Below are 23626 nucleotides of genomic sequence, written 5' to 3' on the forward strand. Positions count from 1 at the left end.
CACGAATAAATTCGTGGGTAAAAAGGTATTAAAATGAAGTTACAGCTTGTATCAATAAGTCTGAAATAGATGATATTTCTATAAAATCGGTTTTTTGAGCTGCTGCTCTTGCATTTGGATGCGTATCTGTAACAATAATTTTTTCTATCAATTTAGATTCTTCTAATCTTTTGACGCTACCATTTGGAAAAACGCCATGGGTAGCAACCACAAAAATTTGTTCTGCGCCTGCTTCTTTATAAACCTTAGCTGCATTGACTAGTGAACCACCCGTCCTAATCATATCATCATACAAAACTACTTTTTTTCCTCTCACATCAGCATTTATTCCTGTAATTTCTGTATCACTTCCAGAAGAACGACGCTTATACACAAAGGCTGCATCCACTCCCAAATCAAAAGCTAAAGATTCTACCCATTTTGCACGACCAGCATCAGCAGAAGCCAACACAAAATCCTTTCCTCCTAATTTTCTAGCAGCTTCCAAAATCAAGGGTTTTGCATACAGATGAACAGTATGAACTCCTCTTTCAAAGTAATATTGAAGACCTGAAACATGCAAATCTACCATAATGATTCTGTTTCCTGAATAGGATTGAGGAATAGCAGAAAGCAATCTTGCACGAGTTTTGGCAGTAACGATTTCGCCAGACTTTACAGTTCTTTCCATAGTGGAATAACCATAAAAAGGAATAATAATTGTTAGTTTTTTTATACCTTCATCTACTAGTCCAGAAGCAAGGTCGTAGAGTTCCATAGTGTCTTGTTCGGAAACTGTTCCACCAATCAAAACAGCTTCTTTTGACTGTAATTTTGATAAAATTCTGTAATACGATTCTCCATCTGGAAAAAGTTTGTATTCTAATTCTCCTTTTTCAAAAATAGTTTTTTCTTTAATAAATGCTTCTTGAAAATAAGCATATTTTTGAGTTGAGAATACTAATATTTTTTCGTTCATGTTATTTTTTATTGTCTTAATTCTAGTTGGTCTATTGGGTATAAGCAGCCGTCAAAGCAACCATATCCTACATTATAACTTTTTTTGTCAGTAATAGGTAAAGCAGGAAATTCATATTTGAATAAAGTTAGACTATTGGAAGATATTGGTGTCCAAAATCTATAATATTTATCTCTTTTATAAGCAAATAATCTTACTTCATTTCGATTATCAATTATTATTAAAACATTCTCATTAATTGCAGGAATTGACATAGTTAGAAATTGCCCTCTACCATTACTGTTATTGATTATATCTACTTCCTGCACACTTTTTTCAAGTTGTTTGCAACAACGAACATTTGCAGAATCTATGATACTTGTTGCGTTATTTCTAAAAGTCAATGTATTGTTTTCATATCTTAAAACAGTTACTTCCACAATTTTTTTAGCATTCTTAATTTCATTCTGAAAATCAAAAACGATAGGTCTAGCAAAAGAACTACAAACAAACAAGACAAATAAAACTAAGATTTTTGATTTCATATTCTTACAATTTTGAAACAAAAACCTTCATTGAGGTTCAAATGCAACGCTCAACGAGGTTTTAATTACTTATTTCTAATTTAAAAACTTCAAATTATAAAAGGTTTATTGTTAATGAATCAAATTTACCATTCACAATTCTTTTTTATCCTCTTCTACGCTCCAAAAGAATCATCATCATTAAGCCTAAAAGTATTCTTTCTTCTTCTATTTCTTCCATTTCCATTAATTTTTCTACTTTAAATCGTCTTCCAAAAAAAGAAGGTTCTTTTTTGAGTTTGGCTACAATTTCTCCATTCGGACGACTAACATTATAACTAGGATTGAAAAAATAGCCTGTTAGCATGTTTAAAACAGGGACTTCTCCTAGAGCCGAATCAGCTACTTTTATCCAAGCATTGGCTTCTTCGATAATCAAATCTTGATTGTCTTCAATATCATATATTTCGTATTTTGCTTTCCAAATAGAACGCCAGCCTTTACGAGCTACACGACCTAGATTTTTACCATTAGCGTCTTCAAATCTGTAAGAAGCTGAAAAGTCTAACCATCTGTCTGCTTTAATAGAATATTTTAATTCAGATTTTGAATCATCTGTAAAAAGATTGACTTCTTCTTTTAGCTTAAATATTTTTTGGCGCACATAGGCAAGTGTTTGTCCGTTTGCATCAGTAGCAATAAAATCATTTGCAAAAGTTGCAATTTTGAAAGTAAGATGAAGTGGAAACTGAAAATGGCTCATAAATAGTTATAGTAAATTTGATGAAAATAAAATTATTCAAACTTTAACAATGTAAAGTATAAACCTAAATGTACAAAAAATACTACTAATAATAAACTAAATTTTCCATAACAATAGATTTATAAATCTACTATTATGGAAAATAATTATTACTTAAATAAATTTCTAATACATCTTATTCTTTCTCTACTTCAATAAGACTAAGTAACTCCATTTCTCCAGAAGGCTTGTATTGATACTGATAAAAACCTTCCTCTGCAATAAGTAAAAGTAAACCATTAAAAGGAATTACATCTCTGGCTTTTATATCTTTAAATTCATGTAAAAGTTGAATTTGGTCAGGCGTAAAAGCAATATCAAAAACCTTTAATCCTGAATTACCATCACATACAAAAAGCAAATCATTATCTATTCCCAATCCATACGGATTTTCTAATGAATATTGATTGACTGCAAAAGGTTGAGTAGGATCACTTACATTAATTACTTCCAGTTGGTCTATTTGTGTTGTATTACGACAGCTAGTTCCTGAACGCACAGTTACATAAGCATAGTTTCCTTGCACAACAACAGGATCACAAGCCTGAACATGTTCGTACATAGAAGTATAAGCAGGGGCTGAAGGATTTGAAATATCATAAATCAACATTCCTGTTTGAGTTCCTAAGTACAGATAGTCGCCATAAGGAAAAACAGTTTCGACTCCATTTATCAATTCAACTGTTTGTTCGAATGTTGGATCTGTGTTGTCTTGGACATCAAAAACTCGCATTTGATTATTACTTATTGTGTAGAGTTTGTCTCCTACCACTGTAAAACGAGCTAACGAACCCCCTTTTCCTCCATTACCAATTGCTGCTGATTCATCAGAAGAAAAATTACTATCTTCATTACAACTAGTAAGAGAAAGTGCTAAAAAAGCAAAGAGTATATATATATTATTTTTCATTTTTTTATAAATTAGATTATTTTTTATACTAAAAAAGTAAATTATCAATTATTCGTTCTTTATCCAATTAATAATATACCCTTTGCTGGCATCATATTCAAAGTTTCCTCCGTCGGGTGGAAGAACTTGGTTTGCTTCTGAAAAAACACCTTCTATACGTTTCACTATTTTAATAACTGGTAGATTTGAAATATCTATTGCTACCAAATCAACAGCATTATCAGCATACAAAACATTTCCTTTTGTTGATACATCTACATTTCCTGCAATCTTAATAAAACCAACATTTTTAGGTTCTCTAGGATTACGATTATCAATAACATGAACTCCTTCATAACGCTCTCCAACAAATACATACGAGCCTTTCATAAAAATTTTGCCTGTTTTTTTGAGTGGACGTGCATTCTCAAATTTTACAGAATTATTCAAGTCTTGACGACTGATATAAACAGGGCTATATTCTGTTTCATAAACAGGTTGTGAAGGTTCTTCTACATAAAAACAGCTAGTCAAGCTAAAAAGCAACATTCCAAATAATACTGATTGAAGTATCTTTTGTGGAATAAAATGGATAAAGAATATGGGATTTTTCATTTTTAGATAAATAAAAGTTGGTTACTTGCAAAGTGAAATGAAAGATTAAAAATTCAAATGTAGATTTATATCTATTTTTTGTGTTTTTTTAACCCTTTTATTCAAGACGTTATCTATTTCTAAATCGTTGCAAAACATTTTTTACTCAACCAATTCTATTTTATCTATTTCTAACTTAAAATTTTGTTCTTTTTTGTTTCCAATCAGAAATCTGATTTCTGCTAACTCTTCTGCTTGATAATTGGGTAGTTCTGTAAGTCGTTTTCCTCTAAAAGCAGGAATCATATCTGATAAATCAAGTACAATAGTTTCCCATTCTCCAGTTGGTTTAAAGTAAGAAATATACGAGTATTTTTCGCTTCCATTAGATTTTACTCTAAACTGATAGCGTTTTTTATCTCCTTTTAGATGAATATTTACTTTTTTATAACCTGCTATTTTTTCTCTATCAAATGTATAACGAAGCGAAGAAAACCCTCCATTATTTTCTAAAGAAATTTTTCCCTCAAAAATACCATTTCCTGCTTTATTAAGATAAAAATTTCCATTTGAATTACCACCCATTACTACATCATCAACAATTTTCCAGTTGGAAATATTAGCATTTTCCTTAAAATCAAAAATAAGAAGTGGGTTTTTCATAAATAGATTATTTTTAGAAGACTAAAAAATAAATTTACATTTTTAGCTATCTATAAAACAGGGTTAAAACCCTATTAGGGTACAGTAACACTAGAAGAATATGTAACAACTAAAATATATAAAAATTGGTATCAATTTAAAAACAAAATCACATATCAAACTATCAAAACAAACCTTACGTAATATTAGAGTGCGTAATTTCTATATTTGTTTCTAATTTATCATCTCCATTTCCTAAATTCCATATCCTATCATCATTATTGCGCTCCAAAAACTTGTGTCCAATAATTGCTTTCTCTACCCAAACCCATTTCTTGAAAATTTGGATTCATGATATTTCTACAATGTCCTTCACTATCTATCCATCCTTCAATAACTGATTTTTCGGTGGTGTAACCTTCTGCAATATTTTCTCCATAAGTTCTCCAATCATAACCTTGTCTTTCTAGTCTTTCTCCTGCACTTGAACCATCTTTTCCTGTGTGTGAAAAATAGTTTTTATCATTCATATCTTTGCTATGAAGATAAGCCGTTTTGGCAAGTGTTTCATTCCAAGTAATTATTCCTACAGGTGGCATTTGTTCATTTCCACACGTACAACCCTGTGTTCTGTATTCATTTACTAGTTTTACTAGCTCTTGGGCATCTACATTAAAATTATCTTGATTTGGTGCTATTTCCTCCTCTTGATTTTGACAGCCAAAAGCACCAAATAAGAGAAAAGCAAAAAGAGAATAAAACTTGAAATTTTGATGATTCATAATAGAATATAGTTTGAATTTTAGATGTTTTTTAGACAAAAAAGGCAAATAGTTTGCCTAAAAATTAAAATTGTAGTATGATTGAATAATCTTCTGATTTTATTTATCCTTATGAAAAATATCTTATCATTTTTAATAGTCTTTTCTATTTTTCTGCTTATTGCTTCTTTTAAGTCTTTACAACAAAATTCAGGCTTACCAAAAGAAGTAGAAAAAGCTTTTGAGAAAGCTTTAGATTTTGCAAAACAAAAAAAAGACAAACCTCACTTTACTTATTATTTTGAAGATGATTTAGAAAAAGGTAATTATAATTCTATAAAAGTCAATATAGATTATGGTGCTTTTTTCAATAAAAATGATAAGTTTTTGATTTTAACTTGTGAGTACCATAAACTATCTGATGACAAATATTATAGAGTATATTTGAAAGAATCTGATAGTTTTAAACTGCTAGTAGAAGAATATACTAATCATGGAGAACAACCTATTTTTATGGAAATTAATGGAGATGAAAACATAGACTTTGTTATTCCTTATTCTCCTTCTTCTGGCTGCTGTCCAAGACAAAGCAAAATTGTGTTTCTTTATAAAGACAAGAATTTTGTAAAATACAATTTTATCAATCCTACTTTTAGCCCAAAAGAAAAAATAGTTCGTGGTTTGGGATATGGTTATTTTCCAGAAGTAGGTTTGTATAAATATAAATGGAGTGGAACAAAACTAGATACAGTAGAATACATTTACAGAACGAAAGAAAGTGATTTTAAAAAATTCATTCGCACTAAAAAAGAAATTCATTTACCTAAACATAGTCAAGGAGAAATCTTAGATTTTTTACCAAAAGAATATCAAAACATCAATGAAATAGACTGGTTTTTGAAAGAGTATAATTGAGTTATAAAACCTTTTTCAAAAAAAAGAAGTTTTAAATCAGATATCCCTTTTTCCCTTTTCTAAATCAAAATTTATGCTCTATCAAAATACTCGCAAAACATTTTTAATTGAAGAAGTTATACTAACAGACAAGACTACATCAGAAAGTCAAGAAGCAAAACAACAAAAAGTATTGAAACTCTATCTAATCGGACGACTGACTGTTGAAGAACACAGAGAAGGTTTCGAAACCTATTTAGAATTGTTCAAAGATGGAAATTATAGCCACGCTATTTTTGACTATTTAAAATTGGAATATGACCCACCTCAATCAAGAGCTTGGTTTGTAACAAATTATGTCCCTCGTTATGGAAGAGAACTCAAAGAAAGAGAATGTTATTTGGCATTATTAGAATCTCAAAATTTATTTCAAAAAATGACAACTTCTCTCATCACCTCTTCAGTTCAGAAAATTTATAAAACAATTCATATATCTTTTTTTAAAAAATTAGAAGAAGGCGAAAAATGGCTTCTAAATCAGTAAAAAAGCAATAAAAAAATCGTAAATTTGGGAAAATATGTCTTACTCTTTAGAGTGAGCAATGATAACGTATGTTTTGACCTACGTTGTCTATTTATTGCCAAATTTCCCAAAAATACCTACACTAGAATATATGGATTTGTTACTTATAGAAGACAGAATAAATTTCCTTGTTGAAAAGCTCAATCATTACAATACTCAATATTATCAAAATGATATTTCAGAAATTTCTGATTTTGAATTTGATAAATTATTAGAAGAATTAAAAAAATTAGAAGAAGAAAATCCACAATTTAAGCGTCAAGATTCGCCTACTTTGCGTGTGGGTGGAGATATTACAAGTAATTTTGAAACGGTAGTTCATCGCTATCCAATGCTTTCACTTTCAAACACATATAGTGAAGAAGAACTTCTAGATTTTGATGAGCGAATCCGAAAAACTGTTGATAATCCTGTTTATGTTTGTGAACTCAAATTTGATGGTGTGGCTATTTCGCTGCGTTATGAAAATGGAATTTTTACGCAGGGCGTTACTCGTGGGGACGGAACACAAGGCGATGATGTAACTTCAAATGTCAGAACAATTCGTGATATTCCTTTAAAAATAGAAAATTCAAACGACTTACCAACTGATTTTGAATTACGAGGAGAAGTATATTTGAGCAAAACTCAATTTGAAGTTCTTAATCAAGAAATTGTAGAAAGAGCAAAAGAAAAAGAAGTGGAGGAAGGAAAAATTCCTGATTTACTCTTGAAAAACCCAAGAAATGCAGCTTCTGGCGCAATCAAAATGAAGGATTCGAAGGAAATGGCAAAACGCAAACTTTCTTGTTTTGTGTATGATGCCTACGGAACATCTTTTACTTCACATACCAGTATTTTAGAAAATTTAGAAAAATGGAATTTTGCCGTTTCTCCTTTCCACAAAAAAGCAAATGGAATTCAAGAAGTTTTAGAGTTTATAAAAGAATGGGAAGAAAAACGCTTTACTTTGCCGTATGAAACCGACGGAGTGGTTATCAAAATCAATGATTTAAATCAAAGAGAAGAACTTGGTTTTACCTCAAAAAGTCCACGTTGGGCAATTGCCTATAAGTACAAAGCAGAAGAAGCACAATCAAAACTCAAAAGTGTAGTGTTTCAAGTAGGTAGAACGGGAGCAATTACGCCAGTTGCAAATCTTACGCCTGTGCAGCTTTCTGGAACAACTGTAAAACGTGCTACTCTGCATAACGAAGGAGAAATAAAACGTTTAGATTTGCACGAAGGCGATACGGTTTTTGTAGAAAAAAGTGGTGAGATTATTCCAAAAGTAACTAGAGTAGTTTTGGAGCTTAGAGAAAAAAATGCAAAACCGATTATTTTTATAGAAAACTGTCCAGAATGTGCAACTAAATTAGTGAGAGAAGAAGGCGAAGCTGCTTATTATTGTCCAAATGAAGATGGTTGTCCTCCACAGATTTTAGGAAAAATAGAGCATTTTGTTGGAAAGAATGGAATGGATATAGACAGTATTGGAAGCAAAACAGCCCAAACATTTTTGAATGCTGATATAATTAAGGGATTTGCTGATTTGTATGAGTTAGACAAAGAAAAGCTACTGGCTTTACCTAATTTTAAAGAAAAATCAGTAAATAATGTATTTATTGGAATAGAAAATTCTAAAAAAAGACCTTTTAAAAATGTATTGTATTCTTTAGGAATTAAATATGTTGGAAGAGGAGTTTCGGAAATATTAACTGATGAGTTTTCAACTATTGATAATATCATCAAAGCAAGTAAAGAAGAAATATCTGCTGTATTTGGAATTGGAGAACGAATAGCCGAAGCTGTAAAAGCCTATTTTGATGAACCAAAAAATATAGAAACTATAGAAAGGCTCAGAAAAGCAGGCTTGCAGTTTGAGCAAGCAGAGAAAAAAGCAGTCATTACAGACGGAATTTTGAGTGGAAAAACATTTGTAGTTTCTGGTACTTTTCAAAATTTTGAGCGAGAAGAACTAAAAGAAAAAATCAAAGGTTTGGGAGGAAAAATTTCAAGTTCGGTTTCTAAAAAATTAGATTATTTATTGGCTGGCGACAAAGCAGGAAGTTCTAAAATTGAAAAAGCCGAAAAAGCAGGTGTAGCTGTAATTAGTGAAGATGACTTTTTAAAGATGATTTAGAATTTGGGCTTTTGCAAAACTAAAATAATTGGCTCTTCCGATTTTTTAGCGAAACATTGTGTGTTCAGTTCCTCAGAACTGAAAAAAACGCTTCCTCAGAAGCGTGATATTGCTTAAATCACGCTTCTGAGGAAGCATTTCGTTTGTTTTTGAGAACGGTGTAACCCTCAGCGAAGCTAAAACGAACGCACACCCTTTTATAATTTCGCTAAATTGTCGGAAGAGCCTAAGTTTTTAACCTTACAGCTATGGCGATACCACCGACAAATCGCTATCAATTATTTTTGCTGTAAAAGCACTTTCAAATTATCGTATTTCAAAAGTTGCAAATAAAATTCTTTGAAGGCTTTAAATTCAGATGGTTCAATACGAGTTTGTTTGAAGTGAACAAAACGCTCAATGTATAATCCTTCTGCTGTTTGCTTTAATTTGAGTGTATAAGTTCCAAATTTTGTATCATAATTTACATTTTGAGGTAATTTTTTGACAGCAAAATTCTTGTTCATTTTTACAGTAATGCGCTGAATATGAGGTTGTGCAAATGTAAATGTTTTTATATCCATTGCGTTGGTTCGCTCACTTCCATAAATTGCTACATCAGCTTCAACCGTTTTGACAAAAGGCAAACGCATAAAATAAATCCCTGTTACATCGTCTGTAAATTCTCTAGCATGAAACTGATAATTTGCTTCTAAAGGAACAGAAATATTCTCTACTTTATCAAAATCATATTCATCTAATTCAAGATTTCTAAATGCACTACTTCCCAAACTAGAAATGATATGATTTGGCAAATTATCCTTTGATTCTAATTCCATTGTCGAACGCCATCTTCCAGCTACAAGACCTGTATAAGTGGTTTTTACTTCCAAATCAAGTGTATTGAATTCATCTAAAGCTGCCGTTACATTATACTGTGTAAATGTTTTGGTAGAATCGGTATGATTAGGAGGTAAACGAAATGCTTTGTTTTGACCATCTTTTATAAGCAATGCCCACGCTTCAGTATCACCTTCATTGAGTGAATAGTATGGATAAAAATCAGTTGTTGGGTCAGAATAATTTATTTTTCCATCTAAATAATAGGCTACAATAGCGTGATTAAATTCCATTTCTAATGGCATAAACGGTTGTGTATTTTCGTTTACTTTTACCAAAACATAATATGATTCTATACCTATTTTTCTAAGCATCGTAATCATAATGGTTGCCACATCTTTACAATCTCCAATTTTTGAAGAACACGTAAGGTCGCTATCTTTTGGAATATAACCCGACTGCAAAAGACTTGTAGAAGAATAATTGATGTTTTGAGAAATGTAATTGAAGATAGTTTCAATTTTCTGTTTGTCAGTCATTCCATCTTTAATAATATCTTTCAAAATATCATCAATGATATAATTTGATTCTAATTTTTGGTAAGTTTTGGCTTTGTACCAATCTACAATAATTCCCCAGTCTTCTGTTGTTGAAACTCTCAAAACAGGATAGTATTCCAAATCATCAACCATTGCATTTTCTGCTATCGGAATCGGAATGTTTTCGTAATCCCAACGATAAGAAGCTAATCCATCTTCACGATTACTGACTTTTAATTTTCCGTCTAATTTATGACTTTCATAAAAAAGATTTCTATTTTGAGGAATCAAAAACTCTAATTTAGCTGATAAAATTGGAGCAGGGAAAGGAATGTAGCTACTAATTCCTAAATTATTTCCAAGTTCGGAAACTGTACTCCAACTTGCCATTCCTTCTACTTGAATAATATCGCCTACTTTTAAGTTTTTAAAGATAATAAATGAACCTTGTACATCTGGACGAGTTTCTGTGCCATTTTCACGAATTACTTTTGCACTTGTAACTCTGCCTAAGAGGTCAAAGTTAGATTGTGTCCAAAGTTTTGCACCCGATTCAGTCAATATTTTTATCATAATATTGCTATAAAAATAAGTGGCTCTTGCAGTATCGTTCCAAATTACATCACGATTGTAACCTAAAATAATTGATTCGGCATCTTTGTATTCTTTTTTGAAAGCCTCCGTTTTAGATACTTTTTCGTAGTTGGCTTTGTACTCGTCAAAAGAAGGAGTTTCGAATTTGTTTTTATACTGCTTTTCACCTTCAATTTTTTCAATTTTATTATCTAATTCATACGAATTTTGACTAGTTGATAATTGTTGCGCTTTTTTATAATAGGTAAGAGCAGTTTGTTTGTCACCTTTATCACTATGAATATCGCCTATCATTTCATAAATTCCACCTGAATTTGGGTCAATCGGAATCGCTTGTTTGATAGTTGTCATTGCCTCATCATAACGTTCCTTTGAGTACAAGTAATTTGCTTTTTGATATAACAACCAACTTTCATTAGGCTTAACAACAATCATTTCATCATAAAGCTCTAATACTTTCTCTACTTCTTTATCTTTTTTGTAGAGTGCAATTAGCTTTTTGTAAGTTCCTACATCAAAGTATTTTTTGAGAGCTTTTTTATAATCTTTCTCTTTAGCTTTGTCATCATCTTTTTTGTCTTTTTGCTGATTTTGATAATAATCTTCTGGACGATTGTCTTTATCATCAATGTATCTTTGCAGACTTTGAGAGTAAAGAGGATATTCTTTTACCATTTTTTTAGCATACGCAATTCGCTCATCTTTACGTCCTTTTTGGTCATAAAAACGAAGTTTTCTTTGAATGACATCAAAGTTAGAACGACTAATTTGGTCTAGTTGATCTAATTTTTCTTCGTATTCTTCGCTTTGATTTTCTGCATCAATTTCTTTCAAATCTTTGTAAAGAAGGGTGAAAATAGGTGTTTTTTGTTGGTCAAATGTTCCCATTAAATCAAAACTCTTTTCCGTCTTGTTATTTTCATTATAGACTTTTGCAGCCAAATATTTGAAATAAACTGAATTTGGATTTTGCTCTACTTTTTTAGCAAAAAACTCTTCTAACTCTTCTCCTCTTGAATAATATAAATGAGACTGAATCAACATATAATAATCAAAAAATGAATTTATATTTTCACTATCATTTTTAGTTACTAAATTTTTGAAGTATTCTAATGTTTCTAAACTTGTTGTTGTAGAGTTTTCAAAATTTGTTGCTACCGAATAGGTAACTGGGTCTTTATAAGCCTGTAACGGAATAGCGATGCCATTTTTGTCTGTCAAACGAATAAAAAGATTTCTTTGATAATATGGATAATAATTATCTTCTTCTTCTTCTAGTCTTTCGATAGTGCTTTTCTTGTTTTTATCATCTTCCTCTTCTGCCTCATAGTTGTAATCTATACTTTTCATGCCATCAAAGTCTAATTCAGAAGAACCTGAACCTCCTTTAAAATATCTTGCTACAGCATATTTTATCAAAATTCTGTGATTTCCAGCAGGTAATTTCATAGAAATGCGTTCGGCATCATAATGTGCTGAAATTGTTTTTGGAGAAGCAAAAATTTCTTTTCCATCTAACCAAATTTTGATTGGATAGGAACGAGTAATACGAAAATCAATTTCTTGTTCTTTGTCTACACTAAAAAAAGTATTGGCATAATGTACTCCTTCTGTTTGGTCAAGATAAATATCACCATCATATTGAAAATAAGGTAATATTTCCCATGATAGTTTTTCATCTGTAATGATTTTATAGCTACCGTTTGGGTTAAAGGCTTCTTTTTCAACAGGATATTCAACTGTGTAGCCGTAGCCATTTATATTTGGAAAGCCATTTATTGTTGCCCAATACAAACGATTATGAATTTTGGCAAAAGAGGCTTTACTTTTCTCAAATTCTCTTCTTGTAAATTCTTTGTAGGCTTCAAAAAGTGAAGGACTTACATAAAAACGAGAAGACATTTTTTGATTTCCATTTTTATCATACATTTTTTTCTTTAAATCAGAATAGGAAATTGAAATTTGTCTTTTAAAAACATCATAATAATTTTCATCCCAATGATGACGCATCAATCTATTGAGGTGCAAATAATATCCTTGTGTGTCTCCTTCTACTTCTGAAAGAAAAATCATTCCTTTGTTGGCTTCTGCATCAGTGCTATCTTTTTCTAGTGTCTGTTGGAAGGCTTGACGAGCTTTTTGATGGTCATTTTGTTGTATAAACTCCCAACCTGTTTTATTTTGTGCTTGGGAATAAGTAGGTAAAATAAAACTTACTGTTAAGAGTAAGAAGATTATTTTTTTCATAGATTTATTTTGCATAAAGATATAATAAAATGATAATTGATTTTGTAGTGATTGTTTGTCTGTATTGTAAAAAATATAATGTATGATTTTGTTCTATAAAATAATAGATACGCAATTTAGTAACAAAAATTATATTATTTTTGGTGAGTTTGTCTTCTCAAAGTTAATTTGGTGTTTTTAATTTACACTATTTACATAATCTCTAAAAAAGTTTTCAAAAAGCTCTAAAGAATGAATATCAGAATGGGCATTGAAACGAATAACTTTACTCCATTCTATTCTATCGCCAATCCCTAGTTTTGCACACATAAAAGAACTAAAATTGAACATAAATTCGTTCAATTTTTCGTCTTGCATTGCCATCAAATAACCTTGAATAACATAACTCACATCTTCAACTCGGTTGATAGAACCTGCTTCTTTGTAAGTGGTAAGAAAAAATACGTAATCAATGAAACGGAGCATAATTTATTGAATGGTGAATTATGAATGGTGAGTTAAAAGATTTTTAGAGTACAAAATCGTTGGTGGGATACCGACAAAAGTTAAAGGTTATTTAACTGGCAGATATTTCATTTTCTTCTATTGCTATAAACTCATGAAAACTTTTTAATTTTAATATTCTTTCCCTTCTCATTAATCCTCCATGGTCATTGTCTATAATAAAGTTTAAGTTTTCAGGAATGCTTCCAAAAAAAACTTTTACTAATTCAAATGAGTTGCTATCAATTAAATAATAATACGTTTTATTTAAAATACTTTTCACAGCAGTCAATTCTTCTTTTGAATAAAAATCTTCTATTTTAGCATCAGCAGCAAAAATATTTAAAAATTTATTTCTAGTTGAAATGTAAAAGTTTTGTTCTTCATCTAATCTTAATTGAGGATAATATTTACAGAAATCTATTTTTTCTTCATCACTTATTAAAATAATTTCGTAACTCATAATTTGGTTTTTTAATTTAACTTTTTCATCATCAATCATAACAAATACAGGAAAAGGCAAGCCATTTTCCCTACACTGATTATTTCATTTTCATAAAACTGGTAACTGATTACTACTTACTGATAACTGAACTTTACCATTTTCGGCTACTCAAAACTAGTTGTGTAGAACCAAGCATTAAGATAATCAACGAAAAGAAATATAACAAGTTACGAGAATCTATTAATCCTTTGCTAAGTGACTGATAATGAAAGTCTATACCCAACTGACTAATAAAATAAGCTGTATCAGACCAAACATTCAGACCAGAAAGCGACGTAAAACCTTCATATAAAAAGAAACACAGAAATACAGCAATAATAAAAGCTACAATTTGATTTTCGGTAAGCGAAGAAGCGAAAACGCCAATTGCTGTAAAAACTGCACCCAATAAAATAAGTCCTATAAAAGAACCTGCAAAAGCAGCACTATCTAAGTTTCCGACAGGATTTCCAAGCTGATAAACACTATAATAATAAATCAATGTAGGAAGAAGTGCAAACAAAACCAAAACCCAAGCAGCTAAATATTTTCCTAAGATAATTTCCCAGTCAGAAATAGGACGAGTAAAGAGCAGTTCCATTGTTCCTGCACGTTTTTCTTCTGCAAAACAGCGCATTGTAATGGCAGGAATCAGAAACAAAAAAATATAAGGTGCAACCGAAAAAAGTGGATATAAATCAGCAAAGCCATATTCTAAAATACTTGTCTGAGGAAAAACCCACACAAAAAGTCCCATGGCTACCAAAAAAATAATTAGTACAATGTAGCCAATTAATGAGCTAAAAAAAGAGCGTATTTCTTTTAAGAATAAATTAAACATAAACGGATTTTCTGTATTTATTTTTTGTACAATGATAAAGTCAAAACAACTGTTGGGATTAAGAGTAGCTTAGATTCGAAATTGAATCCCAAAATCTAACAAAGATAATAAAAACCAAACTACATTTTTAATTGCTAAGACGCTACTACTTTTATATAAAAGCAAATTAGCAAATAAATAATGGCTTAATGTTTGCCAATTTGCAACTAAACGATTATCTTGTTAATTGAACGAGAAAACTTTTCTACTCTTTATTAGAACCATTCTCAAAACATTACTTTTAATTGAAATTTTAGTATCTTATATTTGTTTTATGATTAGATTTTAATCTAAGTTAAACATTATCATTCTACTCTCTCAAAACTAATACACTTTTACAGTATTTTACACGCCTTTTTTATGAATAATATTTTACGCTATTTCGCCTTAAGTTTTACTCTCATTGCTACTACTGCAATAGTGCCTTTTGTTTCTGCACAAAAAACAATAGAAACCCCTATTGTTGCAGGTACAAACAGCGAATATATTACAATTTCTAAAATCGAAACCTCATCAGATAGCACTGTCTTTCAGATGGAATTGACTTGTTATGAAGGTTTAGAATATACTTTACACGAAAAAGGGTCTATTCATGCCTTTAAGATGATGGTTGATGATACAAAATATCCATTATTAAGAATTACAGCAGCAGAACCAGGTGTAATTCAATGTAAAATGATGAGTGTACAATATTTTCATTTAGTTTTTGAAGCTCTTCCTGAAGGAACAGAAGTAATTAATCTTCAAGAAGGAGACCGTAGTGAATCTGATTTATATTTTGAAAATGTATTACTTTCTAACTTAGAAGAAGCTACAAAAAAAGCCAAAGCAGGAGACTCTAAATATCAAAAGTTTTTGGCCAAACATTATGAGCAACAATATGATTATGAAAGTGCTCAAAAATATTTGAATATGTATATTGATCAAGTAGTAAAAGCAGAAGGTACTCAGTCAAAAGAATATTTAGATGCCTTAGGAAGCCAGATTCAACTCAACCTAAACATTGGTAATTATGTAGAGGCAGAAGAGCTATCTCTACAAACTATTGAAGCAGTAGGGTTAGAAAACCCAGAAGTAGCAAGTATTTTATATACATTAGGAGATGTATATCAAGTGTTGGGCAAACATGAAGATGCTGTGGAAAACTACATTCAGTATTTGCGTACTATGGAAAAAGGAGAAAACCTTAAAAGTGCTACTTATTCTATGGTAAATAATTTAGTTATGTATTCTTGGGCAAGTATGACAGATACATTAGATCGTCAGCCTCTTGCTGTTGGTGTATCAGTTAATCCTGCGAAAATAGAAGAAGGTACTGCACAAATGCGTATTTATGCAGTAGGTGCAACAGAATATATGGTTTCAGATACAGAAGAATTTAAAGGTAGCAAATGGAACACCTATGAGCCAGCACTTATGACAGAAGAAAAGTTACGCTCAAATACAAAGACTTTATACGTGCGCTTCAAAGATAATAAAAATAGACTTTCTACTCCTTTTGTGGTCAAAATCGAACCACAAGAATAAAAAATACTAGAAAAGAAAAATAAGAATAAATAAATACTTTTGTAAAGGCTTTTCGATGTTTTCGAAAAGCCTTTTCTTATATTTGTGTATATTAATTTTTTTAAATGTGTTTGTACTAAATCACACTGTAAACTAATTAGGTAAAGTTTTTGTCTATACTGGTATAGAATTCATTACCATTATAATAATGACTATTTTTTATATAAATGAAGTAGTACAAAATAAAACGATATATAAAAATCAAAGAAACCAAATTTAACTTTTATGAAAACACTCAAACAAACCCCAAACAAGCTGTCAAAAGGCTGTTTATTTTTAGCTATTTTATGTAGTTTTTTCTTTATTTCAGTTAGTGTTGTAGAAGCACAAGACGAAACAGATACTACTGATGTGGATGAAACACATACTTTGCCTCGTTCTAATAAAGGGGAAGGATTAGATGAGTATGTTGTAGCCGAACAATTGCGTATGACTCAAAAATTTCCACAAGCGATTCCTTTCTATGACAAAGCGATTGCTAAAGAACCTAATAATTTAGAATATCTGTACAATAAATGTATGTGTTATTATGAAGGTCGTAATTATCCAGCAGCCGAAACTTGTTTTCAATCTGTTTTAGAGAGAAAAGAAAATTATATCCCTGCTTATGAAATGCTTGCTAATACATATAAGCAAAAAAAGGATTATGATAAAGCAGTTAGTATGTATGAGAAAATTATAGCTCTTGCAGAAGATGACGGAGAAAAGTTTGCTTATCAGTTCCGTACTATTGATCTTCTTTTTCGTACAGGAAATATAGAAGGAGCAGGAAAATATATAAAAAGTGCAAACGAATTATTTCCAGGGATGCCTGATTTATTTTATTTACAAGCTCGTTATGAGAATACAATAGGTAATCATGAAAAAGCTCTTGACCTAATGAGTCAACTCATGGATATTACAGGAGGTGAAACAGGAATTGGTTATGATAAAGATTTCTATGAATTAGGTTATACTCATTTTCAATTAGGTAATTATGCCGAGGCAGAGAGAGCTTTTAGCAAAATTACAAAAGGAAGTCAGTTTTCAGCTCGTTCTAAAGAGTTTAGTCCAGAGTTTTTGATGAAAGTAGCTGATGGCTATTCAAAAGTATATGAGTTTAATGATGCAAAAATTCTTTTAGAAAAAGTAATTGCGATGAAAGATCCTTTTCCAGATGCACAAGAATTGAAAGTTTATATCGAAGATAAAGCTGCAAAAGATACTTTGATACAAAAACTAAATTTTCGTTTAGAAATGGATGAAAAAGCACGTACAGGTAAGTTAGAAGGAGATCAAGATCCAAGAAAATTCATGCTTAATACTTCTCAAAAGTTAGAGGTGTATTTCAAACTTACCAAAACATATTTAGAAGTTGCTAATTATGATGATGCTTTAGAATATTCTCGTCAATACTCTGCTTTTAACCCTAAAAACCCATTGGTTTTATTCTATCAAGCTCTTGCCTTACAAAAAGTAGGTGATGATGTCGAAGCTGAATCATTGCTTTTGGCAATTAGTAGTACACCTCAAATTAATAGAAACGCTCGTGCTATGGCTGCTTTTGCGTTGGGTATTTTCCAACATAGAGGTAAACAATATGCTTTATCTGTTAAAAATCTCAAGAAAGCTGCTATTTTGAGTCCAGCATTTAGTCCTGCTTCCAAGTACGAAATTGCTAGTATTTCGGTAGAAGATCCAAATACAGCAGCAGAAGAAGGTCTCAATGATGAAAATGAGGAAGTGATGGAGGAAGAAATAGAAGAATAAGAAAATATAATTTAAAAATTTCAAAAAGTCATTCAATTTAATTTGAATGACTTTTTTTATAATTAATTTAATAAAATAATAAAGTATTTTGCTAGTTTTACAAACTATTCTGTTTATTTAGAGTAAATAGTAATTAGTATAGAAATTATTACTTTTATCTTAGAAAAAGATTATTATAAATTGAAAAATAACTTAACTTATGAAATTAGCTCTTTCTTTTGTGTTTTCTTTACTCCTTTCAACAGGAATAGTATTTTCAAATAACCTTTTTGCTCAAATTACTACAATAGATTCTACACAAAACGTAATTTCAAGTCTGGAAAATAATCTAATAACATATCAGGAGTCCAATTCTTGGAAAGAATTTTTAGATACACACGCTGAGTTAGTTCGTTTTTATATTCAAAATGGAAATATTGATAAAGCTAAAAAACGGCTCTCAAAGTTAAATGAGATTCCAAAATCTGTTTATCAACAACAACCTACTTTGGCTATTCAAGCCACCCATACAAAAGGTGAATTTGCATTGTATGAAGGAGATATAAGTAAAGCGCTAGAATTTTTTGAAGAAGCCTATACAAATTCTCAAAAATTAAATAATACTGAGAGTTTGTCTGCAAAGCAAGCTCTACAACTTAATAAAAGTATGAGTATTGCACTTTGGCAATCTGGGAATTTGACGAGAGCACGTTCTTTTGCCGAACAGTCAGTTCTGATAGCACAAAATAGAATAGGTGAAAATACAGAAGAAGTAGCAGATGCTTACAATAACTTTGGTTTGATTCTTACCAGCCAGCTTCCTGAAAATGCAAAAGAGTACTACAAAATGAGTCAGTATATTTATGATAAACTTCAAAAAGAAAATCCTACCAGCAAAGAATTAAATAATAAACTAGCCTATACATGGATTAATTTGGGAATAATTTTGAGAGAACAAGAAAGTTATGTTTTGGCAGAAGATTATTTTAAAAAAGCATTGAATTCTTTTGAAAACTCTCATAATGAACTTGCTAAAGCATTTGTAATGAATAATTTAGGTCAAAATTCTTTTTTGCAAAATTATTTTGAGCAAGCAGAGGACTATGAAATGCAGGCACTCAAAATTTATCAAAATAATTATGGACAAAAACATCCAGATATTGCTACAGTTTATAATCAATTAGGAACAATTTATGAAGCCAAAGAAAAATTTTCAAAAGCATTACACTTTTATCAAAAAGCTATTCAAGCAAATACATTACAATTTCAATCAAAAAAAATAGATGAAAATCCTCTTCCAACCGATTATCTAAATGCTGATGTTTTATTGCTTTCTCTTTCTTTGAAAGCTCGCTCTTTAGAACGAAAATACAATGAAAAGACACTTTTATTAAATGATTTGAAAGATGCTATTGAAACTTTATTAGTAGCTGATGAACTTATTTCGACTATTCGTAATCTTAGAACCAACAAACAAGATAAAATTGCATTAGGAAACCGTGCAACAGAAATTTATAAAACAGGTTTGCGAATTTCGTATACAATTAGCGAGTTTCCTTTACAAAAACAAAAATATAAAGAACAGGCTTTTTATTTTGCTGAAAGAAATAAAGCCTCTGTTTTGTTAGCTGCTATTGCTGATACAAAAGCCAAACATTTTGCAGGAATTCCAGATTCACTTTTAGAAAAAGAACAAGATATTCAGACTCAAATCACTTATTTTGAGCAGCAAATTCAAACTTATCCTATCTCAGATAATACAGTTAAAGATTCTGTTTTGCTTCATTTGCGTTCACAGCTTATTTATTATCAAAGCCAAGCCAAAGAATTTACAAGTCTTTTAGAAAAGCAATATCCAAATTATTTTTCTTTAAAATATAATACACAAATAGCTGATGTTGCAAAAATTCAAGAAAAACTAGATGAAAAAACAGCTTTATTATTATATGCTCAAACCTATAATCAAGGAAACAATCCACAAATTTATGCCTTTCTTATTACCAAAAATAAACTAGAAGTAAACACAATTGCTGAAAAGGATTTAGAAAGTGATTTGATTTATTTTAGAAATAGCATTGAATTCCAAAGCTACGGCGATTTTATAGAGTCTTCTTCTTTACTAAGTAATCAACTTTTATTTTTTGATATTCCTTCCATGATTCAAAAAGTAGTTATTATTCCAGAAGGAAATATGGGCAAAATTCCTTTTGAAGCGTTGTTTACAGAACAAATTACAGACAAAAATACAAATATAGAAAGTGAAGATTACTCTAAATTACCTTTTCTTATCAAAAAGCATAAGGTTAGTTATAGCTATTCAGCAACTCTTTTTATAGAAGAAAGTGAAATTAATCAATCTACCAACCCATCAATTTTTCTTTTTGCTCCTATTAATTTTCAAAGCAATGCACTTCCAAATTTGAACGGTACAGCAGAGGAAATAAAACAGATTAATTCTATTTTTAATCAAAAAAATATTTCTACTTCCCTTCATACTTACGAAAAAGCTGATAAATCAATTTTATTTTCCGACTCCTTAAAAAATTATCGATTCATTCATTTGGCTACACACGGAAAGGTAAATGAAGAAAATCCAGATTTATCTCAAATATTTCTAACTAATGCTGATGGAAGTACAGGAAGTCTTTTTGCTTCTGATATTTATGCTTTAGAAGTAGGTGCAGAGTTGGTGATGATGTCAGCCTGTGAGACAGGTTTAGGAAAAACTTCGAAAGGAGAAGGAATTGTAGGACTTACAAGAGCATGGTTTTATGCAGGAGCTAAAAACCTTAACGTTTCGCTTTGGCAAGTAAGTGATGAAGCTACCAACAAATTAGCTACTGCTTTTTATGAAAGTAATTTAGAAAATTTAAAAACAAATACATCTTCAACTTCGTCTTTTCAAAAAATAGATTATTCTAAGTCTCTTCAAAAAGCTAAATTGTCATTATTGGAAAGTGAAAAATTTGCTGCTCCTTACTATTGGGCTGCCTTTATTCTGATTGGTAAATAAATTATTTGAACTCATTTTGATGAACAAAAACACTAAAAAGACAATTTTTTGGACGCTCTTGGGAGGCTTTGTAGCTGCTAATGTAATGGTTTATAAACATGCTTATCATTTTACGCATGTTAAAGATGGTGAGCGTTCACTTTCTCCAGAGAGTTTGTCGTTTTCTCAAAAACTCAAAATACTTTTAGGAGGAATTTCCTTGCCTAAATCTCAAAATATCACTTCTCCTTTTACTACTTCTACAAGAGAAACTATTCTTGTTCCCACACGAAAAAATGAATATAATTTAGAGTGTTGGTATGATAAAGTTGAAAATTCAAAAGGAACAGTCATTCTTTTTCATGGTTATGGAGGTTGTAAGTCATCTTATGAGTTGGAAGCTGATTATTTCAGACAAATCGGTTATTCTACGCTGCTAGTAGACTTTGTAGGACACGGAGGTTCAGAAGGACAAGAAATTTCATTGGGTTATCACGAGGCCGACGATGTGAAAGCAACCTTTGATTATATAAAAAAGAATCAAAATACAGAAAATGTTATTTTGTATGGTTCATCAATGGGAGCAGCTTCAATTTTGAGAGCAATAGCTGTTTATCAGCTCAAAGCAAATAAATTAATTTTAGAATGTCCGTTTGCAACGATGAAACAAACAGTAAAAGGTCGTTTTGAAGTGATGGGAGTTCCTTCAAAAGGATTAGCTGAATGGTTGATGTTTTGGGGAGGACTACAACACGGTTTTTGGGCATTTACTCATAATCCCCAACATTATTCTAAAAAAGTAATTACTCCAACTTTACTGATAGGAGGGAAAAATGATTTACGAGTAAAGAACTGGGAAATAGATAAAATATATGAAAATCTAGCTACTAAAAATGATAAAAAAGAATTAGTTTGGATAAATGCAGGACACGAATCCTATGTTATGGCAGAACCAAATGTTTGGAAAAAAGCTATTTTAAATTTTTTATAAAAAATAGCTTTTTAAATAAACCTATTTTTCCTCTTTCTCTTCAAATTCTTCTTCATCTTTTTTCAAAACTCCATTAGTAGCCGTTTTAGGATTTACCTCAGACTTATCTTTAGACTCTTGAATGTTGTCATTTTCTTGAATAAGAATTCTTTCTTTAGATAAATAAATTCCATTTTCTAGTTCTGCAATATATTTCATTAGCTTTTCACGAATATCACAATGCAAATCCCAAGCTGTTGAAGGATCTTTTGCACTACATAAAGCACGCATTTCAATTCCTTCTTTCGAACTTCCAACGACTTGTAATTTTGGTGGTTGTTTTTCATCATAATTGTCAGACTCTTTCAGCAATTCTGAAAATTTTGTTCTTATATTTTCTACATTAATATTATAATCTGCATAAATCATTATTGGCTTCATAAGATGAGCATCATTCATAGACCAATTTTCAAAAGGTTCTGTTATAAAGTGTTTTAAAGGAACAACTACTCTTCTTTCGTCCCACGTTTTAATAATTAGATAGGTAAAACGAATATCTTCTACTGTTCCATATTGATTTTCAAAATAAATAGTATCTCCTATTCGGGCTGGTTTTGTAATAGCAATCTGCATTCCTGCAATAATATTCCCGAGTGTACTCTGTGCTGCAATACCCAAAACAACAGTAGCTACACCAGCAGAAGCCATTAGAGAAATACCTAAATTTTGAAGAAATTCGAATTGAGAAAGAACTAGTCCTACTCCTACAATAATAATAATAAAAGTAAAGACCCTACGAGCAACTGAAATATGAGTCAAATAACGTCTAGAATCCAAATTTTCTTCCTCTGAAATATCACCTACTTGTGTTTCTGCAATTCTATCTATTACATATTCAATTACTCTCAAAATAAGCCAAGTAAAAGCACCAATCACAATAACTAACATGATTGCATAAAAAATGGGCGAGAAAGAACCTGAAATAGAAAGAAACTTATTCATTACAAAGTAAAAAGTCAAAACACCTATCGCTAGAGCAATCGGAGTAGCTATTTTATCTCCTATTTCATCTACCCAATGTTTGTCAGATTTACGTACAAACCAGTTTATAATATAAGCAATCAGTTTTCCAAGAAAATAACAAGCAATAGCAAAGATTATTAACCCTATTATTTTCCAAACTTGAATACCCAAAAACTCAAACTCTCCCCACTCTGGAATAAGACGGTTTAATTTAGAGGGAGCATTAGCATCATATAAAAGTTCAATATTTTCAACTGTATTAGCAGAAATTACCCAAACAGGAGATTCATCTTTTACTTTTACACGGTCTAAACGCAGAGAGATAGTTCTTCCTTCTAAATTGAGAGAGCCAAAACGAATACTTTTCTGTGCTTTTCCTGCAATAGATTTATTTCCTACACTACTTTGATTGACTTGCCCATCAGGTCTATCTGGCAAATTGTCCCAATTTATATTTACCCTCTTATTGATTACATAACAGAGCTTTTCTGCAAGTACACTGGCTTTTTCTTTGCGAATTTTCTGTGGAAGCAAGTTTAGATTTAAAGCATGA

General features: G+C 30.7%; 19 protein-coding genes (1 of these 19 running past the window's edge). 7 read left to right on the top strand and 12 right to left on the bottom strand.

The window, feature by feature from the left end; genetic code table 11:
- Positions 1–28 precede the first annotated feature (28 nt).
- From prs to V9L05_RS19495, 7 genes are all read right to left on the bottom strand, one after another.
- The gene (gene prs, locus V9L05_RS19465) at positions 29–958 is read right to left on the bottom strand and encodes a ribose-phosphate diphosphokinase (protein ID WP_338813568.1); all 930 of its coding nucleotides are present in this window, start codon (positions 956–958) and stop codon (positions 29–31) included.
- 8 nt (positions 959–966) lie between these two features.
- A complete protein-coding gene (locus V9L05_RS19470) occupies positions 967–1482 on the bottom strand; it encodes a hypothetical protein (protein ID WP_338813569.1) in 516 nt (171 codons plus the stop codon).
- A gap of 145 nt (positions 1483–1627) precedes the next feature.
- A complete protein-coding gene (locus tag V9L05_RS19475; protein WP_338791765.1) occupies positions 1628–2224 on the bottom strand; it encodes a hypothetical protein in 597 nt (198 codons plus the stop codon).
- Between the two features lie 175 nt (positions 2225–2399).
- The gene (locus V9L05_RS19480) at positions 2400–3173 is read right to left on the bottom strand and encodes a hypothetical protein (protein WP_338813571.1); all 774 of its coding nucleotides are present in this window, start codon (positions 3171–3173) and stop codon (positions 2400–2402) included.
- Positions 3174–3221: 48 nt separating this feature from the next.
- Positions 3222–3767, bottom strand: coding sequence for a hypothetical protein (locus V9L05_RS19485; RefSeq protein WP_338791763.1), 546 nt, complete (start codon positions 3765–3767; stop codon positions 3222–3224).
- Between the two features lie 141 nt (positions 3768–3908).
- Positions 3909–4409, bottom strand: a complete 501-nt coding sequence (locus V9L05_RS19490) for a CIA30 family protein (protein WP_338813572.1) — start codon at positions 4407–4409, stop codon at positions 3909–3911.
- 257 nt (positions 4410–4666) lie between these two features.
- On the bottom strand, positions 4667–5170 hold the full coding sequence (locus V9L05_RS19495; RefSeq protein ID WP_338813573.1) for a CAP domain-containing protein: 504 nt from the start codon (positions 5168–5170) through the stop codon (positions 4667–4669).
- A gap of 111 nt (positions 5171–5281) precedes the next feature.
- Between V9L05_RS19495 and V9L05_RS19500 the strand changes: the two genes are divergently transcribed.
- From V9L05_RS19500 to ligA, 3 genes are all read left to right on the top strand, one after another.
- Positions 5282–6064 (top strand): hypothetical protein, encoded by a 783-nt coding sequence (locus V9L05_RS19500; protein WP_338813575.1) that lies wholly within the window; start codon positions 5282–5284, stop codon positions 6062–6064.
- Between the two features lie 73 nt (positions 6065–6137).
- A complete protein-coding gene (locus V9L05_RS19505) occupies positions 6138–6587 on the top strand; it encodes a hypothetical protein (protein ID WP_338813576.1) in 450 nt (149 codons plus the stop codon).
- A 94-nt stretch (positions 6588–6681) separates the two neighbouring features.
- Entirely contained in the window at positions 6682–8748 is a 2067-nt protein-coding gene (gene ligA, locus V9L05_RS19510) for an NAD-dependent DNA ligase LigA (protein ID WP_338813577.1), read from the top strand.
- Between the two features lie 278 nt (positions 8749–9026).
- On the opposite strand, the gene V9L05_RS19515 is transcribed toward ligA, so the two are convergent.
- The 4 genes from V9L05_RS19515 to gldF all read right to left on the bottom strand — a co-directional run bounded on the left by V9L05_RS19515 (position 9027) and on the right by gldF (position 14755).
- Positions 9027–12947: a transglutaminase domain-containing protein gene (locus tag V9L05_RS19515; RefSeq protein WP_338813579.1), complete on the bottom strand. Its 3921-nt coding sequence runs from the start codon at positions 12945–12947 to the stop codon at positions 9027–9029.
- A gap of 177 nt (positions 12948–13124) precedes the next feature.
- Entirely contained in the window at positions 13125–13412 is a 288-nt protein-coding gene (locus V9L05_RS19520) for a hypothetical protein (RefSeq protein ID WP_338791757.1), read from the bottom strand.
- A 91-nt stretch (positions 13413–13503) separates the two neighbouring features.
- Positions 13504–13932 (bottom strand): hypothetical protein, encoded by a 429-nt coding sequence (locus V9L05_RS19525; RefSeq protein WP_338813580.1) that lies wholly within the window; start codon positions 13930–13932, stop codon positions 13504–13506.
- Between the two features lie 94 nt (positions 13933–14026).
- Entirely contained in the window at positions 14027–14755 is a 729-nt protein-coding gene (gene gldF, locus V9L05_RS19530) for a gliding motility-associated ABC transporter permease subunit GldF (protein WP_338813582.1), read from the bottom strand.
- 399 nt (positions 14756–15154) lie between these two features.
- Here gldF and V9L05_RS19535 point away from each other — a divergent pair, with 399 nt between their 5' ends.
- The 4 genes from V9L05_RS19535 to V9L05_RS19550 all read left to right on the top strand — a co-directional run bounded on the left by V9L05_RS19535 (position 15155) and on the right by V9L05_RS19550 (position 22071).
- Positions 15155–16321, top strand: coding sequence for a tetratricopeptide repeat protein (locus V9L05_RS19535; RefSeq protein ID WP_338813583.1), 1167 nt, complete (start codon positions 15155–15157; stop codon positions 16319–16321).
- 264 nt (positions 16322–16585) lie between these two features.
- Complete coding sequence (locus V9L05_RS19540; protein WP_338791753.1) at positions 16586–18109, top strand: tetratricopeptide repeat protein; 1524 nt, start codon at positions 16586–16588, stop codon at positions 18107–18109.
- A gap of 199 nt (positions 18110–18308) precedes the next feature.
- A complete protein-coding gene (locus V9L05_RS19545) occupies positions 18309–21101 on the top strand; it encodes a CHAT domain-containing tetratricopeptide repeat protein (RefSeq protein WP_338813584.1) in 2793 nt (930 codons plus the stop codon).
- A 19-nt stretch (positions 21102–21120) separates the two neighbouring features.
- Positions 21121–22071: an alpha/beta fold hydrolase gene (locus V9L05_RS19550; protein WP_338813585.1), complete on the top strand. Its 951-nt coding sequence runs from the start codon at positions 21121–21123 to the stop codon at positions 22069–22071.
- 21 nt (positions 22072–22092) lie between these two features.
- Here the strand turns inward: V9L05_RS19550 and V9L05_RS19555 are convergent, their stop codons facing one another.
- Positions 22093–23626, bottom strand: partial view of a mechanosensitive ion channel domain-containing protein gene (locus V9L05_RS19555; protein WP_338813587.1) — the 3' portion only. 359 nt of this gene lie beyond the right edge of the window; only the last 1534 of its 1893 coding nucleotides appear in the window; its start codon lies off the right edge, out of view; its stop codon occupies positions 22093–22095.

This window comes from Bernardetia sp. Wsw4-3y2 (genome assembly GCF_037126295.1).
Classification (GTDB): Bacteria; Bacteroidota; Bacteroidia; order Cytophagales; family Bernardetiaceae; genus Bernardetia.

What these genes read in the sequence shown, in the direction of transcription:
- prs (WP_338813568.1), bottom strand. Translation starts at nt 958, where the DNA reads ATGAACGAAAAAATATTAGTATTCTCAACTCAAAAATATGCTTATTTT.
- V9L05_RS19470 (WP_338813569.1), bottom strand. Translation starts at nt 1,482, where the DNA reads ATGAAATCAAAAATCTTAGTTTTATTTGTCTTGTTTGTTTGTAGTTCT.
- V9L05_RS19475 (WP_338791765.1), bottom strand. Translation starts at nt 2,224, where the DNA reads ATGAGCCATTTTCAGTTTCCACTTCATCTTACTTTCAAAATTGCAACT.
- V9L05_RS19480 (WP_338813571.1), bottom strand. Translation starts at nt 3,173, where the DNA reads ATGAAAAATAATATATATATACTCTTTGCTTTTTTAGCACTTTCTCTT.
- V9L05_RS19485 (WP_338791763.1), bottom strand. Translation starts at nt 3,767, where the DNA reads ATGAAAAATCCCATATTCTTTATCCATTTTATTCCACAAAAGATACTT.
- V9L05_RS19490 (WP_338813572.1), bottom strand. Translation starts at nt 4,409, where the DNA reads ATGAAAAACCCACTTCTTATTTTTGATTTTAAGGAAAATGCTAATATT.
- V9L05_RS19495 (WP_338813573.1), bottom strand. Translation starts at nt 5,170, where the DNA reads ATGAATCATCAAAATTTCAAGTTTTATTCTCTTTTTGCTTTTCTCTTA.
- V9L05_RS19500 (WP_338813575.1), top strand. Translation starts at nt 5,282, where the DNA reads ATGAAAAATATCTTATCATTTTTAATAGTCTTTTCTATTTTTCTGCTT.
- V9L05_RS19505 (WP_338813576.1), top strand. Translation starts at nt 6,138, where the DNA reads ATGCTCTATCAAAATACTCGCAAAACATTTTTAATTGAAGAAGTTATA.
- V9L05_RS19515 (WP_338813579.1), bottom strand. Translation starts at nt 12,947, where the DNA reads ATGAAAAAAATAATCTTCTTACTCTTAACAGTAAGTTTTATTTTACCT.
- V9L05_RS19520 (WP_338791757.1), bottom strand. Translation starts at nt 13,412, where the DNA reads ATGCTCCGTTTCATTGATTACGTATTTTTTCTTACCACTTACAAAGAA.
- V9L05_RS19525 (WP_338813580.1), bottom strand. Translation starts at nt 13,932, where the DNA reads ATGATTGATGATGAAAAAGTTAAATTAAAAAACCAAATTATGAGTTAC.
- gldF (WP_338813582.1), bottom strand. Translation starts at nt 14,755, where the DNA reads ATGTTTAATTTATTCTTAAAAGAAATACGCTCTTTTTTTAGCTCATTA.
- V9L05_RS19535 (WP_338813583.1), top strand. Translation starts at nt 15,155, where the DNA reads ATGAATAATATTTTACGCTATTTCGCCTTAAGTTTTACTCTCATTGCT.
- V9L05_RS19540 (WP_338791753.1), top strand. Translation starts at nt 16,586, where the DNA reads ATGAAAACACTCAAACAAACCCCAAACAAGCTGTCAAAAGGCTGTTTA.
- V9L05_RS19545 (WP_338813584.1), top strand. Translation starts at nt 18,309, where the DNA reads ATGAAATTAGCTCTTTCTTTTGTGTTTTCTTTACTCCTTTCAACAGGA.
- V9L05_RS19550 (WP_338813585.1), top strand. Translation starts at nt 21,121, where the DNA reads ATGAACAAAAACACTAAAAAGACAATTTTTTGGACGCTCTTGGGAGGC.